This is a genomic window from Tumidithrix elongata BACA0141, from assembly GCF_036349135.1.
GTDB classification, from domain to species: domain Bacteria; phylum Cyanobacteriota; class Cyanobacteriia; order Pseudanabaenales; family Pseudanabaenaceae; genus Tumidithrix; species Tumidithrix elongata.
The window spans coordinates 1-18,089 of record NZ_JAZBJZ010000113.1 but is presented as its reverse complement, the minus strand read 5'-3'; the positions used below and the strand labels follow the sequence as shown (position 1 = coordinate 18,089).

The 18,089-nt window shown below is 45.6% G+C and carries 19 protein-coding genes; 8 read left to right on the top strand and 11 right to left on the bottom strand.

Going from position 1 to position 18,089, the window contains the following annotated elements; all coding sequences use genetic code 11:
* Positions 1 to 100: 100 nt before the first annotated feature.
* Positions 101 to 1,783 (bottom strand): mechanosensitive ion channel family protein, encoded by a 1,683-nt coding sequence (locus V2H45_RS20595; RefSeq protein WP_330485563.1) that lies wholly within the window; start codon positions 1,781 to 1,783, stop codon positions 101 to 103.
* Between the two features lie 374 nt (positions 1,784 to 2,157).
* On the opposite strand from V2H45_RS20595, the gene acs reads away from it, so the two are divergent.
* Positions 2,158 to 4,128: an acetate--CoA ligase gene (gene acs, locus V2H45_RS20590; protein ID WP_330485562.1), complete on the top strand. Its 1,971-nt coding sequence runs from the start codon at positions 2,158 to 2,160 to the stop codon at positions 4,126 to 4,128.
* A 77-nt stretch (positions 4,129 to 4,205) separates the two neighbouring features.
* On the opposite strand, the gene V2H45_RS20585 is transcribed toward acs, so the two are convergent.
* Positions 4,206 to 5,159 carry an alpha/beta hydrolase gene (locus V2H45_RS20585; protein WP_330485561.1) on the bottom strand — a complete coding sequence of 318 codons (954 nt, stop codon included), beginning with the start codon at positions 5,157 to 5,159 and terminating at the stop codon, positions 4,206 to 4,208.
* Between the two features lie 222 nt (positions 5,160 to 5,381).
* Between V2H45_RS20585 and V2H45_RS20580 the strand changes: the two genes are divergently transcribed.
* A complete protein-coding gene (locus V2H45_RS20580) occupies positions 5,382 to 5,834 on the top strand; it encodes a DUF29 domain-containing protein (protein WP_330485560.1) in 453 nt (150 codons plus the stop codon).
* Positions 5,835 to 5,943: 109 nt separating this feature from the next.
* Positions 5,944 to 6,756, top strand: coding sequence for a hypothetical protein (locus V2H45_RS20575; protein WP_330485559.1), 813 nt, complete (start codon positions 5,944 to 5,946; stop codon positions 6,754 to 6,756).
* A 1-nt stretch (position 6,757) separates the two neighbouring features.
* On the opposite strand, the gene V2H45_RS20570 is transcribed toward V2H45_RS20575, so the two are convergent.
* The 3 genes from V2H45_RS20570 to V2H45_RS20560 form a co-directional block, all read right to left on the bottom strand.
* Positions 6,758 to 7,948 (bottom strand): glycosyltransferase, encoded by a 1,191-nt coding sequence (locus V2H45_RS20570; protein ID WP_330485558.1) that lies wholly within the window; start codon positions 7,946 to 7,948, stop codon positions 6,758 to 6,760.
* A 145-nt stretch (positions 7,949 to 8,093) separates the two neighbouring features.
* Positions 8,094 to 8,591 carry a Dps family protein gene (locus tag V2H45_RS20565; protein ID WP_330485557.1) on the bottom strand — a complete coding sequence of 166 codons (498 nt, stop codon included), beginning with the start codon at positions 8,589 to 8,591 and terminating at the stop codon, positions 8,094 to 8,096.
* Between the two features lie 172 nt (positions 8,592 to 8,763).
* Positions 8,764 to 9,027, bottom strand: coding sequence for a sulfiredoxin (locus V2H45_RS20560; RefSeq protein WP_330485556.1), 264 nt, complete (start codon positions 9,025 to 9,027; stop codon positions 8,764 to 8,766).
* A 201-nt stretch (positions 9,028 to 9,228) separates the two neighbouring features.
* On the opposite strand from V2H45_RS20560, the gene V2H45_RS20555 reads away from it, so the two are divergent.
* Positions 9,229 to 9,486, top strand: coding sequence for a hypothetical protein (locus V2H45_RS20555; protein ID WP_330485555.1), 258 nt, complete (start codon positions 9,229 to 9,231; stop codon positions 9,484 to 9,486).
* 55 nt (positions 9,487 to 9,541) lie between these two features.
* Here V2H45_RS20555 and V2H45_RS20550 read toward each other — a convergent pair whose 3' ends face one another.
* Positions 9,542 to 10,390 (bottom strand): thiazole synthase, encoded by an 849-nt coding sequence (locus tag V2H45_RS20550; RefSeq protein ID WP_330485554.1) that lies wholly within the window; start codon positions 10,388 to 10,390, stop codon positions 9,542 to 9,544.
* A gap of 122 nt (positions 10,391 to 10,512) precedes the next feature.
* Between V2H45_RS20550 and V2H45_RS20545 the strand changes: the two genes are divergently transcribed.
* Positions 10,513 to 11,454, top strand: a complete 942-nt coding sequence (locus V2H45_RS20545) for a F0F1 ATP synthase subunit gamma (protein WP_330485553.1) — start codon at positions 10,513 to 10,515, stop codon at positions 11,452 to 11,454.
* 68 nt (positions 11,455 to 11,522) lie between these two features.
* On the opposite strand, the gene V2H45_RS20540 is transcribed toward V2H45_RS20545, so the two are convergent.
* Both V2H45_RS20540 and purM read right to left on the bottom strand, forming a co-directional pair.
* Positions 11,523 to 11,996 (bottom strand): TspO/MBR family protein, encoded by a 474-nt coding sequence (locus tag V2H45_RS20540; protein WP_330485552.1) that lies wholly within the window; start codon positions 11,994 to 11,996, stop codon positions 11,523 to 11,525.
* Between the two features lie 5 nt (positions 11,997 to 12,001).
* A complete protein-coding gene (gene purM, locus V2H45_RS20535) occupies positions 12,002 to 13,036 on the bottom strand; it encodes a phosphoribosylformylglycinamidine cyclo-ligase (RefSeq protein ID WP_330485551.1) in 1,035 nt (344 codons plus the stop codon).
* Between the two features lie 478 nt (positions 13,037 to 13,514).
* On the opposite strand from purM, the gene V2H45_RS20530 reads away from it, so the two are divergent.
* The 3 genes from V2H45_RS20530 (at position 13,515) to V2H45_RS25720 (ending at position 14,707) form a co-directional block, all read left to right on the top strand.
* Positions 13,515 to 13,949, top strand: a complete 435-nt coding sequence (locus V2H45_RS20530; RefSeq protein ID WP_330485550.1) for a hypothetical protein — start codon at positions 13,515 to 13,517, stop codon at positions 13,947 to 13,949.
* Between the two features lie 238 nt (positions 13,950 to 14,187).
* Positions 14,188 to 14,415, top strand: a complete 228-nt coding sequence (locus tag V2H45_RS20525; RefSeq protein WP_330485549.1) for an addiction module protein — start codon at positions 14,188 to 14,190, stop codon at positions 14,413 to 14,415.
* Positions 14,405 to 14,707, top strand: coding sequence for a type II toxin-antitoxin system RelE/ParE family toxin (locus V2H45_RS25720; protein ID WP_408648852.1), 303 nt, complete (start codon positions 14,405 to 14,407; stop codon positions 14,705 to 14,707). The genes V2H45_RS20525 and V2H45_RS25720 overlap by 11 nt, the downstream gene beginning before the upstream one ends.
* Before the next feature lie 43 nt (positions 14,708 to 14,750).
* Here V2H45_RS25720 and proC read toward each other — a convergent pair whose 3' ends face one another.
* From proC to V2H45_RS20510, 3 genes are all read right to left on the bottom strand, one after another.
* Entirely contained in the window at positions 14,751 to 15,545 is a 795-nt protein-coding gene (proC, locus tag V2H45_RS20520) for a pyrroline-5-carboxylate reductase (RefSeq protein WP_330485548.1), read from the bottom strand.
* 377 nt (positions 15,546 to 15,922) lie between these two features.
* Positions 15,923 to 16,498, bottom strand: a complete 576-nt coding sequence (locus V2H45_RS20515; protein WP_330485547.1) for a cell division protein SepF — start codon at positions 16,496 to 16,498, stop codon at positions 15,923 to 15,925.
* A gap of 759 nt (positions 16,499 to 17,257) precedes the next feature.
* Positions 17,258 to 17,959: a YggS family pyridoxal phosphate-dependent enzyme gene (locus tag V2H45_RS20510; RefSeq protein WP_330485546.1), complete on the bottom strand. Its 702-nt coding sequence runs from the start codon at positions 17,957 to 17,959 to the stop codon at positions 17,258 to 17,260.
* Positions 17,960 to 18,089 lie beyond the last annotated feature (130 nt).

Here is an 18,089-nt window from a genome sequence, read left to right as displayed (position 1 = left end):
TTATTGCTTAATCTATATTTACATATATTGGCATTTCCATGCCTACCTACTTATAGCGGATAACTATGAGATTAAGTCGAATCTCAGTCATATCGATCGCTTACTTTTCGGTATCAACTTGAAAACCTGAGGGATTGTAATCATCTGGCAGATAATTTGAGGGAATTGTAGAATGATTTCCATCTCGTAAAGCATAGTAAGTGGGTGACATAATTTCAATGCCGACCTCATTACATCGATCTTGAATATTGGCGTGAAGTTCGGAATAGATCTCTACCATGCGATCGGGGCGATTGGTATAGGCATTTAGCTCGTAACTAATATGGAAGTCATTGAGGCTGGTCTGCAATACAAAGGGCGTAGGTTCAGCCAGAATATCTGAGGTGGTTAAAGCGGCTTTGACCATAGCATCGCATACCTTGCGCCAAGGCACATCGTAGCCAAGCGTAATCGTGGTATGCAAAATAATGCCACCCTTATCGGTTAACTCTTGACTGAGACTGCTGTAGTTGACGATCGTACTAGACATCACCGTGGAGTTAGGAATTGTAATAATTACATTTTTGGGCGTACGAATACGGGTGACGAGCAAGTTTTTATCGACAATATCTCCGAAAGCATCGCCAATTTTGACGCGATCGCCAACTTGAAAAGCCCGCGTATACACGGCAATAATACCGTTAACAATATTGGATACTGCCCCTGCCGAGCCGAGCGTAAATAGTGCCCCCACAATTAGAGAAACCCCTTGAAAAGCAGGCGATTGAAATCCTGGCAGAAACGGAACACCAATTCCGATCGCAAGTACGATCGTCAAAAACTGAACGAGTTTAGAAGTCGGTTGAATCCAGTCAGGGTAGAAACCAGGAACGGAAATATTTCCTTGTTCCATTTCCCTAAAAAAGAGTCGCACAAAAGCGTTAATTTCGTATGTGATAAAAGCGATCGCCACAATTACAAACAAATTTGGCAAATAATCAAGGATGGCTTTGCCAATATTCTGTAACAGGATAAGAAGCGTACCGAGATATTGCGAACTTAATGGACGCGTCCAAGGGAAAAAGCCTAACACCAAAAACGTATAGACGTAAAATATTCCCACAAAAGTTGGAATTCGGAACAGATTGACAATGCGAACAAGAATCTCAACGATTGGCGTTGTGGGAAAAAGTGCGATATTGAGAAACTTCAATCCTTCGATCCGCTTATCTCTCAGGGTGTCAAGTTTTGCCTGAATCCAACTAAACAGTTGTGTCAGTAGGTTAAATAGAACGAAAATAGCAATTGTGGCTAAGAATGTATAAAGAATGCCATAGAGTAAGTTCGGCAAATTCCGTGATTCTCGATATTCTCGAATCGCTGCTTGCAAAAGGGTAACGCGCTCCTTGGCTACCTCTTGAACCGATCTACTCTTTAAACGGGCATCTTCCTTCGTAATCGCCATGACTGAGAAACGATCCCCAGCTTTAATGACGATCTCCCCTTCAATCGTACTAGACGACTCAGTTCGCAATGCCTCTGGAGGAATTGTGGTGTCATCCGCAATTTTGCTAAGACGAACGCTAATATCTTGGGCACGTTCTGCAATACTATAAGCCCCAAAGTTCTGCTCGATCTCAAACAGTTTTTTGTCCCCAAGCACGACACTTGCTGATTCTGGTACATCGAGAGGTTTGGGATGGGTCGATTGAGATTGTGCGAAGGGAGCTTGTTGAAATACGAGATAGGCAGCAAAAATAATCCCAAATAATCGCCCAACTCGTTGTTTAAATCTTGTCCTCACAAAGATTCGCTCCATACATTACGTAAGTATGAGATTAGCAAAGTTTCACGTTTTCAATATTGCGCTGAATGACTAAATAAAAAGGATCGCCGCGATCGCAATTTGATCAAGTAAGCAATTTCAGCCTCTGAAACCCGAGCTAGTAAATTACGGAATCTTAAAAAAAATGGCATTTTTTGAGGCGATCGCTTTATGGTAACTACTTTGAGCGATACTCAAATACATGGTTATATAGCAATCAGATCTAAAATTCTGTAGGATAGCCGTTTCGGCTGTTCGTGGTCAGGGGTTTACTTGGCTCACAAAAATCGTATAAATCAACCGCGATCGCTAATATCCATATCAAAAAAACTATAAATATTTCAGTTAGTTATATGTCACAGCCCACGATCGAATCCATTTTGCAAGAAAAGCGGTTATTCCCACCATCCGAGGCATTTGCCAAAGCCGCGCATGTGAATAGCCTTGAGGCCTACAAACAACTTTACGAAAAAGCCAAACTCGATCCGCAAAAATTTTGGGCAGAGCTAGCCGAAACCGAACTAGATTGGTTTGAAAAGTGGCACACGGTTTTAGATTGGCAACCTCCTTTTGCCAAGTGGTTTGACGGGGGCAAAATCAACATTACTTATAACTGCCTCGATCGCCACTTGTTAACATGGCGCAGAAATAAAGCCGCTCTGATTTGGGAAGGCGAGCCTGGGGATTCTCGTACCCTGACTTACGCGCAACTGCACCGCGAAGTTTGTCAATTTGCCAATGCGCTCAAACAACTGGACGTTCAAAAAGGCGATCGCGTCGGCATCTATATGCCCATGATTCCCGAAGCGGCGATCGCCATGTTAGCCTGTGCCCGCATTGGGGCAACTCATTCTGTCGTATTTGGGGGGTTTAGTGCCGAAGCATTACGCGATCGGCTCAAAGATGGTCAAGCCAAACTGGTGATTACCTCTGATGGCGGCTGGCGTAAAGATGCGATCGTGCCGCTCAAAGACCAAGTCGATAAAGCTTTAGCTGACGGTGCTGTACCGAGTGTTAAAGATGTGTTGGTGGTGAAGCGCACCAATCAAGAGATTACGATGCAACCCAGTCGCGATCATTGGTGGCACGAACTTCAACCCGGCATGTCAGCGCACTGTCCACCTGAGCCAATGGATAGCGAAGATATGCTGTTCATTCTCTATACCAGTGGCAGCACAGGCAAGCCGAAGGGAGTGGTTCACACGACCGCAGGCTATAACCTCTACACGCACATAACCACCAAATGGATCTTCGATCTAAAAGATACAGATGTCTATTGGTGTACCGCAGATGTGGGCTGGATTACGGGACATAGCTACATTGTTTATGGACCGCTATCGAATGGAGCTACCACCCTGATGTATGAAGGTGCTCCCCGCGCCTCTAATCCTGGTTGTATTTGGGATGTGATTCAAAAGTATGGGGTAAATGTGTTCTACACGGCGCCTACAGCGATCCGCACCTTTATCAAAATGGGCGAACACCTGCCCATGTCTAGAGATTTATCTTCGCTCAGGCTCTTGGGAACTGTGGGCGAACCGATTAACCCTGAGGCATGGATGTGGTATCAGCGAGTCATTGGCGGCGGGAACTGCCCAATTGTCGATACTTGGTGGCAAACCGAAACTGGTGGCGTGATGATCACACCCCTACCCGGTGCGGTTCCTACAAAGCCCGGTTCGGCAACACTTCCCTTCCCCGGTATTATTCCAGATGTTGTCGATCTTGATGGCACGCCTGCGGCGGATAACGAAGGTGGCTATTTGGTGATTAAACATCCCTGGCCTGGGATGATGCGTACTGTTTTCGGCGATCCAGATCGCTTCCGCAAGAGCTATTGGGAACATATTCCCCCTCAAGATGGGAAGTATGTCTATTTTGCTGGAGATGGTGCTAGACGTGATGAGGATGGCTACTTTTGGATCATGGGTCGTGTCGATGATGTGATCAATGTGGCTGGGCATCGCTTGGGCACGATGGAAATTGAATCAGCCTTGGTGTCGCATCCCAGTGTGGCAGAGGCTGCTGTGGTTGGGCGACCCGATGAGGTCAAGGGTGAAGATGTCTTTGCTTTTGTGATTTTAGAGGGTGCTCAGGAACCCAGTGAAGCCTTGGCAAAAGCCTTAAAGCAACATGTCGTCAATGAAATTGGCGCGATCGCACGACCCAGCGAAATTCGCTTTGCCGAGGCTCTACCTAAAACCCGCTCTGGTAAAATCATGCGTCGCCTATTGCGAACCATCGCCGCAGGTCAAGAAATTACCAGCGACACTTCTACCCTAGAAGATCGTTCCATTCTAGATAAGCTCAGAGAAGGAGTATAGGAACCCTGTATTCAAAGCGCCAAGCACGTAAGTGCTTGGCGCATCAAAGCAAATGCAACATCCTTTTATAGATCTTGTTATGGTTGATTCGCAGGCGATCGCTCTAATAGGGCACTATTAAAAAAGTTGACGATGCGTTGCGAATAGGCGGATGGATATTTGGCAAGTCCCTCACCATGACCGACATCGGGCAATTCCCATATTTGCTTGGGTTGTTGAGCGACATTATAAAACCACTCTACTTGGCGTAATTCTCTTCCATTACCTGTCTGTCCAGTCGCGATCAGCAATAGGGGATGAAGTGGACGTTGGGCTAATGCTTGTACGACAGGCATCGGAGCCGACATGTGTAAGGTTTGCTCAAGGAATCGATCGACAAACCAGTTATCAAGCCAATCGATACTGGCTCGCGGCCATTCGGTCACAGACGCGGGTGGAAATAGATCGCCAGTGGTTGCAGGGACTGCACCATCTGCGATTACAGCACGAATCGCAGGATAGCGTGTCGCAGCTCGGAGGGCAACTTGGGCTCCCATCGAAAACCCAAACACCCCAATCCGATTTGGGTCAACATTGGGGTCTAGTAAAATAGAACTGAGCATAGGTTCTACATCGTTGACATCCAGCCACCCCCACGAGCGTTGCGTACCTGTACTGGCTCCATGGGCGCGACGATCGCAAGTGAGAACGCCATAACCCTCTTTTGCTAGCATCGTGATATGGGGCAGCATAGACTTTCGATTGCCTCCTTCACCATGTAAAACTGCGATCGCTGCATGATTGTGAGAAGGTAGATACCAACAAGCAAGTGAGATGCGATCGGTTGTTTTTAGTTGAATAGATTTTACACCGAAGTTTGCATCGGTGGGGTTTTGGCAACAGGTTGGATCTGATAAAGGAAAAATAATGGAGTCTAAACGGGTATAGGCATGAATCGAAGTTCCAATCAGGATCGCGAGGACAAAACCAACAATACATAACGCAATCCACTGCCAGCGTAACCAAGCATATAATCGCAAAAATCTTGTCATAACTCGTATCTCCTACATTACGATCTCGTCTATTGGCTAAGCCCAGAAAGAAACTTTATCAGAATTGACTCAGAATGGCTGAAAATCAAGTTTGACGCCCGTGGAATTGTTCAAAAATATACGATCGGGGTTGATTAAGGATACATGCAAGATCTGAGATAATGTATTTAAGGTTAATATAGAAGCTGAGACGATCGCTTGCTAGCAAGAGGGTTATCAACCATGACGCAAACCTTTAGTCAGTTGCCACTTTACGATCGCGATTTTTTGCTTTGGACACAAGAAACAATCCTTTTACTTAAAACTAGAGACTTCGATCGCGTAGATCTTGACAATTTAATTGAGGAGATAGAGTCCTTGGGGCGATCGGAAAAGAAAGAATTAAAAAGCCGTCTATTGACTTTGCTAGAACATATTCTCAAAAGATTGTACGTCAAGATGCCGCGTGAATATAACGGTTGGGAACGGACAATTCGCGAGCAACGCATCCAAATAGAACTATTGCTAGATGACTCACCTAGTTTAAAAACACAATGGATTGAAGCTTGCGATCGGGCTTGGGAACTCAGCTTAAAAAAGGTTTCTGGAGATTATCCAAAAGTAAAGTTTCCTAGTATTTGCCCATTCTCGACAGATATTGAGGCTCTTTTAAATCAAAATCCTTGGGAATCTTAAGGAGTCCCGTGATTAATCGTCAATGATGCTACCTGACATCAACTGCTTCCATATTTTTTTAGGCTGATATAATTGATTTGTTTGTGATTCTAGGCATGGGGTTTAAAGGATGCTAAGTTGGCGAATGATTGGTGCAGTAAGTGCGATCGCATTTCTCATTTCATTAACTCAAACGTTCTCTGTTGATAGCATTCGTGCCAATTCCACTGCAACACATTCATTCCCATTACCACAATCGCAGTTCGATGCTACGATTTGGAGAGATCTGGCGTTGATAGATAAAGAACCTCATCCCCGTTTGATAATGGCGGAGGATCTGGTTCGCACTCGTAGTTTAGATGGATTGTCGCGACAGCAGGTTTTAGAACTATTGGGAACCCCAACTATCACGGGCAACCTTTTATCCGCGTATCCAGGGGCTTACGAGTATTGGCTAAGTCCAGACACAAGAAGTAGCTATGCCGTTATTGATGCGGTGGGGCGGATGATGCAGTTTACCAATAATTTGGAGATTAGGTTTGACACCAAAGGGATTGTAAGCAGCTACGCTATTGTTACAAAAGCAGCCCCATTTTCACAGCCACCTTCACAGTTCAATTCTAGGGTTTGGAAAGAACTTTCAATGATTGCTGAGTATCCCTATCCGCGTTTGTCCATGGCTGACGATTTAGTTCGCACGCGTCGTTTGGAAGGATTATCACGCCAGCAGGTTCTAGTACTATTAGGAAACCCAACTCCCAGCAATTATTTCAAAGATCGAGATTTCAAAGATCGATACGATCTTATCTATTGGTTGGGGGATTCAAGATCGGGCTCTGTTGCGGTCAGTCTCAATGGACGGACGATAAACTTTGCTGCTGTTTTGCTGATTAAGTTTGACGCCAAAGGGATTGTAAGCAAGTACGCGATCTACCGCGATTAATTTATGACTCGTAAGTTCTTCCCCGCCATTGTTTGGGTTGTGTGAGGGCAGAAATCCAGATGCGTAATACTGCAAAGGGATCGGCGAGAGGAGATAGCCAGAACCATAAACCGACCTCTGTATAGCTAGACCGAATTCCAAACATCAGTAACCAACGAATCGCGACAAGAAATCCATTTAATCCCAACAAAGTCCAGCTAAGCATAGAAGCATTAATTGTTGCCCCCATTCCAAATGTTGCTATTAAGAGAACCATTAACAAAGGAAGGGGAAGTCCTTGCACGGCTAACAGAAATAGGCAGTCTACCCATGTTTGTAGCCTAGTTGCTGCATCTTTGAGATCGAGCGATCGCCCCCATTCTCGCCAAGTTTCAGCCATTGAGGTATACATCCGTACCTGTATGAGTTCGGCGCCATCTAAAAATGCCACCTTTGCGCCCTTTTGAGCTGCCATTCGTGCCAGCGTAACATCATCGCAAAACGAGGACTTCGCCAACTCGTAACCCGATAAAGCCGTTAGCGTTGACTTGCGAGAGAGAAAGCACTGCCCGTTTGCCATGACGCGCTCTTGGGTAAATTGATTGCGATCGCCCGTAGCTCCAAACCGAAAGATTAATGTCACTAGCAAAGCGGGTTGTAGCCACTGTTCCCCTGCGGTTTTGAGAATAAATTTTGGCGAAAGCGAAACGATGTCATAGCCCTCCGCGATCGCTTTTTGCACCAAACTCGCCACTAAGCCAGCCTGCGGTACAGTATCGGCATCAATGCCTAAAATCCATTCACTATCAGGATTGGCATTTAAGAAGCCTGTATGTAATGCCCAAGGTCGTCCTACCCAGCCTTTAGGTAACGGATCGTCAGTAATCAAGCGCAATTTGGCAGGATAGTCAGGTTGCAACTTTTGTACGTATTCCCCTGTGCCGTCCTGCGATCGGCTATCAACAACGATAATCTCTGCAACTGCCTGATCGCGCATTCCCTCTAGGCAATTAGGTAGCCGCAGCACTTCATTTAAAGTGGGAATGACGACTGAAACTTTTGGCTCTTGCTTTGCCTTGTCTTCTTCATCGGAAGAGAGGCGTTGTAGGGGTAAAATTCGACTGGGGGCTGTTCCTAATCTTGCTAAAAGTACAAGTGTAAAGGGGATCTGGAACAGAAGTAAGAATAAGTAAATGACGTTGATTTCTAACAAGTTGCTTACACGAAATGACGATCGCTTCCCATCATAAAACGCTTTTGTTAATGGTATTAAGGAGATTTCTCACAAACTAAAGCAACCGAGCCTACGATAAGGAGCAGTGCCCCCAAGCACGCCCCCTATGAAGAGTCTATTCAGACTATTCCTCTAGCATACTCCGCAACATCCAAGCATTTTTTTCGTGAAGCTGCATTCTTTGTGTCAGCAAGTCCGCCGTGGGCTCATCGTTCACCTTATCCACAGTAGGGAAAAGCGAACGTGCCGTGCGTACAACAGCTTCTTGCCCCTCTACCAAGAAGCGTAACATTTCCTCGGCTTTAGGAACACCCTCAGTTTCTGGAATGGAAGTGAGTTTGGCATATTCTGAGTAAGTGCCAGGAGCGGGAAATCCCAACGCTCGAATGCGTTCGGCAATTAGATCGACTGCCAGAGCTAGTTCGGTGTACTGAGTCTCAAACATGAGATGTAAGGTGTTGAACATCGGCCCTGTCACATTCCAATGGAAGTTATGGGTTTTTAGATAGAGAGAATAGGTGTCGGCTAGAAGGTGTGAGAGTCCTGTGGCGATCTCTTTACGATCTTTGGCATCAATGCCCAGATTGATTTCTGGAACTGCCTTGTCTTTAGATTTACCCATGAGTAATTTCTCCTGAATTTCTCGAATGTATGTTTTTAGATATGCGCTGGCTTGCGCTTCGGTCTATTCGTAAGTCTGAGTCTATAAAGATCCAGTGTACAAAGAGTCGATAGGTGCTAGGTAAAGAATAGGTGCTAGGTAAAGAATTGGTTATGCTTCTAGCACAGTTATTCTAAGCTAGGTGCATCCGTAGCACTGATTTCGGTGCGCGGCGAACCCTACATAAGATGGTCTCATGCCCAAGTCGATCGCAGGCTTCATAACGGTGACAACCAGAGAAACCATAGTATTCTCCTTCCACTTCCAGCACATCAATGGGCTCCTGTTGACCAATCTCGGCGATCGATTGCATGAGGGCTTGCACTTTGGCTGGATCGTTTTGGCGCGGCAATGGACGACGAATTTTTTGGATCGGAACTGCTTGAATCTTTTCCATATCTCAGCGCTCAAATTTCATTGCCTAAATCATAGTCGTTATGAGTATGGGTTGTCAATTCTCCCTAACATAGTTCTATCTTTGGATACAGAGTATTACAGCGATCGCTGCGGCAAACTATAGAGGCTAAACTTTACTTTGATAGAAAGCATTTCTTTGAAATGTGGGGGATTAAATCCATTGACTTCAGCAGCGATCGCCATGTTTCAACCACCTACTTCATCAAGCCGATTTTCCGAAGCACTTGTAACCCATCCAGCTCAGGTGTGCTACCGCCATCTTAAGTTAGATGATCTAGATAAACCTGTGGCTGGGCTTGACTATGAGGGGCATACCTACAGTTTTTTTAAAGCGCTCTCAGATTGGGCAGAAACAGAGAAAGTCGCCAGTCGAATGTCCGATCGCTATGTGATTACGACAACCAAAAAAGGCTGGGTAATTTGGGTGTTTGAGTATTAGAAACCTAAGCAAGGGGTGTTATTCCCCCCTTGAATCAGAAAAGTTCTTTAAACAGCTAATTAACTGTCCCCGTCAGAGGCGAACTAGCACTGGCTGAGGCTTTGATCGGAATGCGTCCTGCTAGGTAGGCGTATCTACCTGCGGTCGTTGCCATGCTCATTGCCGTTGCCATGGCGATCGGGTTCTGTGCCTGCGCGATCGCGGTGTTGATCAACAAAGCATCTGCGCCTAATTCCATCGCGGCTGCGGCTTCGCTCGGTACGCCAATGCCTGCATCCACCACCACGGGTACTTTGGCTTGGTCGATGATAATGGCGATATTGGCAGCATTCTTAATTCCTTGGCCGGAACCAATGGGCGAACCTAGGGGCATCACCGTCACACAGCCTATTTCTTCGAGGGCTTTTGCCAACATGGGGTCAGCATTGATGTAGGGTAACACGGCAAAGCCTTCCTTAACTAGTTGCTCGGCAGCGCGATAGGTGCCAATGGGATCGGGAAGTAGGTACTTAAGATCGGGAATGACTTCTAATTTGACAAAATTATTATCTTCTTGTCCCAAAATCTTCGCCATTTCTCGTCCTAAACGCGCCACCCGCACCGCTTCATCAGCGGTTTGACAACCTGCGGTGTTAGGCAACAACCAAATTTTTTGCCAATCTAAGGCTTCGGCAAGACCTTCATGACCTGGGGCATTGGTTTGAACGCGTCTTACGGCTACGGTGACAATTTCGCTGCCACTCGCGGCGATCGCCTGTCGCATCACCTCAAAATTGCTATATTTACCCGTTCCGGTCATCAGGCGAGAGCGAAACGTCCGCCCAGCAATTTCTAGAGGGCGATCGCCAAAGTTGCGATCTGAGTTAGAACTGCCATTTGTGAGGTCGAGAGACTGTGCGATCATGGATTCAGACAAAAGGATTACTGCTTAGATTCAGGATATTACGAGAGTTTGCGATTTAGAAGCGCAATTTTTTATTAAGATGGTTCTAATACCTCCTGCAATGTTTGTAGCAAACTGAATTCATGGCAAACCTTAAATTTATTCGCGATCGCATCTCTAGCGTTAAAAACACACGCAAAATTACTGAAGCCATGCGCCTCGTTGCCGCCGCCAAAGTACGGCGCGCCCAACAGCAGGTCTTAGCAACACGTCCCTTTGCCGATCGCTTGGCTCAAGTCCTCTACCGCCTTCAAAGCCGTATCAAGTTTGAAGATGCCAATCTGCCTCTGTTAGAAGAGCGCGCTGTTAAGACAGTGGGTATTTTGGTGATATCTGGCGATCGCGGTCTCTGTGGTGGCTACAACACAAACGTGATCCGTCGCGCCGAAAACCGTGCCAAAGAGCTAAAAGCCCAAGGCATTGATTACCAATACATCTTGGTTGGACGTAAAGCTGTCCAGTACTTCACCCGTCGCAGTCAGCCAATTGCTGCCAAATTTGCCAACCTAGAGCAAATCCCCACTGCTGCTGAGGCAAACATGATCGTGGACGAAGCCAGCTCTGCTTTCTTGGCGGGCAAGATCGATCGCGTAGAACTGATCTACACGCGCTTCCTTTCGCTGATTAGCTCTAAACCAGTGGTTCAGACCCTATTGCCGATCGAACCTCAAGGACTCGAACCTACGGACGATGAAATTTTCCGATTGATCACCAGAGGCGGTCAGTTTCAAGTCGAAAGAGAAAAGGTTGAGACCACCGTGCGCGAGTCTCCTAGAGATTTGATTTTCGAGCAAGAGCCCGTACAAATCTTGAATGCCCTCTTGCCTCTTTACCTAGACAACCAGTTGCTCCGCGCCATGCAAGAAGCTGCTGCCAGCGAACTAGCCTCACGGATGACTGCAATGAATAATGCTAGTGACAACGCTGTAGATTTAATCAGCAGTTTGACCTTGCAGTACAACAAAGCTCGTCAAGCCAGCATTACCCAAGAAATCCTAGAAGTTGTTGGCGGATCTTCGGTCTAACGCGAATCGAATTCAAAAAAATGTAGGGGCAATTCATGAATTGCCCCTACATTTTTTTGGGAATTTCCTTATTTGGGGCGTGGGTTTAGATAGACCATCACCCAAGTTGTGTAAGTCCCAATCGGGCTCCAAAGCACGTAAGGCAATAAAAGCAATGCCGCCCAGATCGAAACAGGGAACACCGCGATCGCTAGCAAAATGCCAATTACCGCCCCTGTGCCCCCGATCGCAGTCCCCAGTTTGAGGCTGCGAAACTTGATCAGTGCAGGGGTATAGGACATCGTGACTGCTTCTAAAGCCAAATAGCCTCCCATAAACAGCCAAGTATTTAAGCTATTCGGTTCCTTTTCCCAAACCAGATAGGCAGAACTAGCGGCACAGAGAAAAATCGTAGTCCAGATGAAAGGGATTGCCCATTCAAATGTCAGCCATCTGGGGCGGCGCAGACTGAGAAACCATTGAAACTCTCGGCGAGAAATCAGCGAATTGCTTAAAAATCCGCCTAAAAAGGTAATGACCCCGATCGCAATCCATGAAGGCATTTTATTTAATCAAGCAACAATTGGCGATCGCCTGCAACCACTTTACCAATGCGATCGGCAGGTAGATCTTGGCTTTGGAACCACTGTAAAACCCCTTCAACCTTTGTCGGCTCGACGACTACAGCCATCCCAATGCCCATGTTAAAGGTGTTAAACATTTCCAGCTTTTCGACCTTACCCTGCTCGGCTAGCCAGTTGAAAATCGGCGGGATTTTCCAGTTTTTTGTCGAAACCCTCACCGATTGCCCTTGACCTAAACAGCGCGGCAGATTTTCAGGTAAGCCGCCACCCGTAATATGCGCGAGTCCATGGATGCCTAGATCGGAGCGCAAAGCTGCCAAAACTGGTTTGACATAAATTTGCGTTGGGGCGAGTAGAATTTCTCCAAGCGAGCGATCGTTAGGTGTTGTCGTGGAAAAATCAGGAATGTAATTCCACGCAAATCCACCATCTGCCACAATCTTACGCACCAAGCTAAATCCGTTACTGTGAACGCCCGAACTGGCCAGCCCAATCACAACATCGCCAATTTGTACCTGCGATCCGTTCAGTAATTTCGCTTTTTCGGCGATTCCGACACAAAAACCTGCGAGATCGTATTCGCCTTTGCTATAAAACCCGGGCATCTCCGCAGTTTCGCCGCCAAGTAAGGCACAGCCAGCGATTTGACAGCCTTGAGCGATTCCCTTCACAACTTCGACCAGTTGGGCAGGTTCTAATTTGCTCGTAGCCAGATAATCTAAAAAGAATAATGGCTCTGCCCCAGAGGTGAGCACGTCGTTGACACACATGGCAACCAGATCGATGCCCACTGTATCGTGGCGATCGCAAGCATGGGCAATTTTTAACTTTGTGCCCACACCATCTGTCCCTGAAACGAGTACGGGTTGGCGATATCCTGTCGGAAGTTCAAATAAACCGCCAAATCCACCTAATTCTCCCAGTACGCCGGGACGATTGGTTTGAGCGACATGACCGCGAATTTGCTCGACAAAAGTCCGCCCCGCCTCGATATCTACGCCTGCTTCACGATAATCCATGTATAGCTTTGAGCTTCTAGCGACTCGCTATCTGCTGTTAAATCAAAAAGTTTGCGCTTTTATCTTAACTTTCTTGCAGTACTTTCTTGTAGTAGTTCGCGATCGCTGCCCTTAAAAACGTCGCTCGAAAACGACAAGTGTCAATCCTCCAAAAACAAAGATCGAGAGTTAATTTGGCTCCACCAACGTATTACCGAATAAAACCTAAAAATCATTACATAACACGATGATTTGGTTACACAGCAGATAATTTCGGCTTTTACCCTGTGTTAACGACAGTTCGAGATAAGCTAAAACCCTTATTCTGTCCTTGGCATGAAACATGCGCTTCCTTCTAGAATAATCGACAAAAACGTTTTATCCCAAATTGAGGTTGTGTTGGGGAGTTTAGTCTGAATGCCAAACTTCTGACTAAACACTTAGGTTAAACGAAATTTTTCTTTATGATATGCATATTTCAGCATCTATTACTACACCTATGCAAATACTCCCTACTCTACTGGTTGGTTTTGCGGCTGCATTCATTGCATGGCAGCAGTTGCAGGTTGCTCAGAATAAGTTGCGCCTTGATTTGTTTGATAGACGCTACAAAGTTTACGATGCTACCCGCAAGTTTCTGGCTAGCATTTTTAGCAATGCCACATTTACAGATTCACAGTTGTTTGAATTTTATGCTGGTACTTCCGATGCGGAGTTTCTTTTTGGGTCGGAAGTAGTCGATTACCTTGCACAAGTGAAATATCGTGCGCTAAACATGTTGAAGTACCAGAAGATTTACGAGTGTATGCCAGCAGGAGAAGAGCGTTCTCGCCATGTAGATGCGGCGTTTATTGAGCGTTCGTGGCTTGAAGAGCAACTTACTGCGATTACTAAGACCTTCACTCCGTATCTTGGTTTTTCACACATCCAATGAGATTCTTTCATGTCTGATTGTCATGCCAATCAGACATGTCGAGCATAACCATATCTGATGGTGACTGCGTCTCGATAGTTGTGGTAGTAGTGGCGATAAATCAGAACCTCAGTTCCTTTAGTTTATTGGTGTAAGCAGCTTTTGAATTTGGAATTGCTGCAAATGTAAGTTCACAGGCATTTAATGTTACCAGTGATAGACTTAGAGCAACATTGCTAATTAACTAAGTGAGACCGGTATGAACGCAGAGTTCACTAAAGTTTTTGAGTTAACCCTCTCGGAAAAGTTACAGCTTCTTGAAGACTTATGGGATAGCATTGCCTTGATTCCAGAGCAAATTCCTGTGCTTGACTGGCAAAAAGAAGAACTTGCTAAAAGAAAGGCTGCCTACCTACAGAATCTTGGCTCAGGCAGTTCATGGGAAGCAGCAAAGGAGCGAATTCGTAGCGGACAGTATGGTGCTTAGAAATCTAATTCTTCTGCCAGCAGCCGAGCAAGATGTAGCTCAGGCATATATCTGGTATGAAGAACAGGAGATTGGTTTAGGTGAAGAGTTTCTTCGTTGTATTGACGCTTGTATTCAGCTTATTCGACGAAGCCCAGAGATGTATCAGGTAGTTCACGAAAGCTATCGAAGGGCTGTAGTTCGCCGCTTTCCTTACGTTGTTTTTTACGAGAATTCGGATACCACAATAATTGTTTATGCAGTTTTCCACTGTTCTCAAGACCCAAAGAAATGGCGTAGTCGAGTGCTATAGGAGTGAGTCAGGATAGACGTTGTATGCAATTGTCAGCAGAATCTTAGCTACCGAGTTCCTGAGCCCTTCGGGTTGCTGCGATCACCGCATCGATCAGTCCCGATCGCACGCCAGATCTTTCTAATTGGGCGATCCCCGCGATCGTAGTTCCACCGGGGCTGGTGACTCGATCCTTTAATTCGGCTGGATGTAAGCCTGTTTGATGCAATAACTGCGCTGTTCCCAAAACAGTTTGAATTGCTAATTTTGTCGCGATCGCTCTGGGCAAACCTGCGGCAACACCACCATCTGACAAAGCTTCCACCACCAAAGCTACATAGGCAGGGCCAGAACCAGATAGACCCGTAACCGCATTTAACAAAGACTCTGGCAGCTCAACCACTTCACCCACGCTGGAAAAAATTCTACGCGCTGTATCAATATGAGCTTGTGTAACTGACTTTCCCGACGCGATCGCGGTAACACCTGCTCCGACCTGCGCGGGGGTATTGGGCATTGCCCGAATGACTGCCTTGTCAACAAAAATAGACTCTAATTTCTCGATCGGCACGCCAGCAAGAATAGAGATTACTAAAGATACGGGCGTGTTAGCCAAGCCAACAGTCGCTGCTGTAAGGGCTTGAGGCTTCACTGCCAAGAGAATTACATCGGCTTCACAAGCGCTCGCATTGTTCGCACTTACCTGTACACCGTACTTACTCGCGAGATAATTGCGGCGATCGAGTTGAGGATCGGTAACGTATACCTGTTCGGGGGCATAAATAGATTGAGCAAGCAGACAGGAGAGAATCGCCTCACCCATAACGCCGCCACCGACAATGCCCAACTGAATTGCCAACGATACCTCTAACTTGCTTTTCTAAGAAATTTTAAGAACAAAACTGAGTACCAATCTTGATTTGAATTGGCAACAAAATAGAACTTGAGCTTCGCGCTCCACTCTTAAGGTTTAAGTGGAAAATGCGTCGCAGTTTTTTGAAAACTTTAAGATAGCAACTTTACAGCAACCTTGAATCATCTGTAGAGCAGCCACTACTGGAAAGGATAGGTGGTGGCTATCATGCAATTACAAACGCATCTTGATTGCTGTATTGAAGTATATCTAAGCCCCATTGACTGAAATGCACTAGCTGCAAGACAGTGGAACTATTGGATTTGTTTTCACTGGCTCAAGCTAGAGAAAACTACTGAATCTACCCTACTGATGAATTAAATCTACTGGGCAAAGCGACTGACAGGCATATCAGCAGACCATGCGGGTGCTGGTGTTGTGGGTCTTGCTGCTACCCGTACCTGAGGCATTGGAGGCTCAGACATAACCGTAGCTTGGCTCATGACCTGTACGCAAGAAGGTGCAAACAAGAAAATGCTATCGCCGATTCTTTCTTGGTGACCATCTAGGGCATAGGTACCACCTGCAACAAAATCAACTGCACGTTGGGCTTGATCGGGATCCATCATCGTGAGGTTAAGAACGACGGACTTACGTTCGCGCAGGGCTTGAATTGCTTGAGGCATTTCTTCAAAGCTGCGGGGCTCCATCACAACGACTTGTGAGATGCCATTACTAGCTCCGGGCATACCAATTACATTGCTCATGCCTTCAGAGGTTGGTCTTAACACCGAAGAACGAGTACGACGGGGTTGGGTGTCTTCTTCTTCTGGTGTCACATTATTTTCCTCTTGGTAAAGCTCTTGATACTCTCTACCAGAGGCTTCATCGTATTCATATTCATACTCATGAGGTTCCGAGAGACCGACAAAATCCTTGAGCTTAGTGAAGATTCCCATTTTATAACTCCTGATTGAACTCCTCGTTGGCTGGTAAAAACGAACAAAATCTAAACTGTGTGAGTGCTAGACAAATCGAGAAGTTTTTCATTGCCGTAACAGCTTTGTCTAGGGGCTTAGATCGCTAAAAATGCCACTTGGCTTTGTGATAAAGCGTACTGTGAAACTTTTATCCGCAGACTGTAACCGAAATCTAAAAAAAAAGCTAGTTCAATATGTAAAGTTTTATGTACTGAACTGATCGCTAAAATTTCTTAGGCTTATTTCAAATAATTCAACGTCGTTATACCCGATCGAGTAGGACACGATGAAGAACTTATTTGTGTAGTTAGAAAAGCATTAAATCACAAAAAATGCAACTTAATTCCTAACTTTAGAAAATGCCGTTTGGTCTGTCCAGATCGACGATCCAGAAAATTCTATTACATTACCTTTGCAAAGAATAGGTAACTAAAATATTTCAATCGAAGTGAATGTATTGATAGATACAATTTGCTTTTGATTTAATAGTGGGGCATATCAAAAACAGATGTTTTATACTTCAAGATTGATGAGAATCGATAAGTTATTCTTTAATAATTGTCTGAAATTGTCTGATTTCTTAATCGTTGACTATCTGTTTAAACACAACTAAAGATAGCCATAAAATTTCCACTGAAAAATGACTCGCTGAAATAGTAAATTTTCAAAACACTGCGAATTAGTGTAGGTGTTACTTTAGCAGGTTCATTGCCGATCGCCAAGTAAATTCCAATTCTTTTAAGAAAATATGCGGCTACCCACCCGCACGAGGGTCGCGCCTGCCTTGACCGCGATCGCGTAATCTCCCGACATCCCCATCGATAGTTCTGTAATGTTTGTCCAGCCAAGCGATCGCAGCTTTTCTGCTAACTTTGCCGTATCTTGAAAGACCTGGTATGCCTGTGTTTCGTCTAACCCTAGGGGCAAAATCGTCATCAGCCCCACGAGATTTAAGTTTTGACATTGCAGCAATGTAGGCAGATCTGCCAAAAGTTGTTCGACCTCCCAGCCAAATTTGTCGGGATCATGTGCCAGCTTGACTTGCAGGCATAATTTTGGCGATCTTTTCAGTTCTGGAATGAAGCGATCGCACTGCTGGGCTAGGCTGAGGCGATCGATCGAGTGAATCCAATCACATATAGATAGCGCCTGTTTGACTTTATTACTCTGAAGATGTCCGATCATGTGCCATGTAATATCTGGCAGATCTTGCAGTTCCTGTTGTTTCTGACTAATTTCTTGGATGCGCGACTCACCAAAATCTCGAATGCCTGCGGCATAGGCAGCCCGCATCGCAGCTACAGACGTATATTTACTGACAGCAACAAGCTTAACGCTGGGAGGCAGGGTTTCCCGCAGTGCGTTGAGTCGCGAAGCAATGCGATCGCTTAATTCCGCATCTATGATTTTTTCAGTTGCTGGGTTTTCGATATTTTGCATTTGGTTATTGGTTATTGGTTATCAGTTATTGGTTATCGGTTATTGGTTAGCTGCATTTATTGGAATTAACATTTGAACTGACAACTGACAACTGACAACTGACAACTGACAACTGACAACTGACAACTGA

Coding starts and splice junctions, on each gene's coding strand:
- acs (WP_330485562.1), top strand. CDS start 2,158: ATGTCACAGCCCACGATCGAATCCATTTTGCAAGAAAAGCGGTTATTC.
- V2H45_RS20585 (WP_330485561.1), bottom strand. CDS start 5,159: ATGACAAGATTTTTGCGATTATATGCTTGGTTACGCTGGCAGTGGATT.
- V2H45_RS20580 (WP_330485560.1), top strand. CDS start 5,382: ATGACGCAAACCTTTAGTCAGTTGCCACTTTACGATCGCGATTTTTTG.
- V2H45_RS20575 (WP_330485559.1), top strand. CDS start 5,944: ATGCTAAGTTGGCGAATGATTGGTGCAGTAAGTGCGATCGCATTTCTC.
- V2H45_RS20565 (WP_330485557.1), bottom strand. CDS start 8,591: ATGGGTAAATCTAAAGACAAGGCAGTTCCAGAAATCAATCTGGGCATT.
- V2H45_RS20560 (WP_330485556.1), bottom strand. CDS start 9,027: ATGGAAAAGATTCAAGCAGTTCCGATCCAAAAAATTCGTCGTCCATTG.
- V2H45_RS20555 (WP_330485555.1), top strand. CDS start 9,229: ATGTTTCAACCACCTACTTCATCAAGCCGATTTTCCGAAGCACTTGTA.
- V2H45_RS20550 (WP_330485554.1), bottom strand. CDS start 10,390: ATGATCGCACAGTCTCTCGACCTCACAAATGGCAGTTCTAACTCAGAT.
- V2H45_RS20545 (WP_330485553.1), top strand. CDS start 10,513: ATGGCAAACCTTAAATTTATTCGCGATCGCATCTCTAGCGTTAAAAAC.
- V2H45_RS20540 (WP_330485552.1), bottom strand. CDS start 11,996: ATGCCTTCATGGATTGCGATCGGGGTCATTACCTTTTTAGGCGGATTT.
- purM (WP_330485551.1), bottom strand. CDS start 13,036: ATGGATTATCGTGAAGCAGGCGTAGATATCGAGGCGGGGCGGACTTTT.
- V2H45_RS20530 (WP_330485550.1), top strand. CDS start 13,515: ATGCAAATACTCCCTACTCTACTGGTTGGTTTTGCGGCTGCATTCATT.
- V2H45_RS20525 (WP_330485549.1), top strand. CDS start 14,188: ATGAACGCAGAGTTCACTAAAGTTTTTGAGTTAACCCTCTCGGAAAAG.
- V2H45_RS25720 (WP_408648852.1), top strand. CDS start 14,405: ATGGTGCTTAGAAATCTAATTCTTCTGCCAGCAGCCGAGCAAGATGTA.
- V2H45_RS20515 (WP_330485547.1), bottom strand. CDS start 16,498: ATGGGAATCTTCACTAAGCTCAAGGATTTTGTCGGTCTCTCGGAACCT.
- V2H45_RS20510 (WP_330485546.1), bottom strand. CDS start 17,959: ATGCAAAATATCGAAAACCCAGCAACTGAAAAAATCATAGATGCGGAA.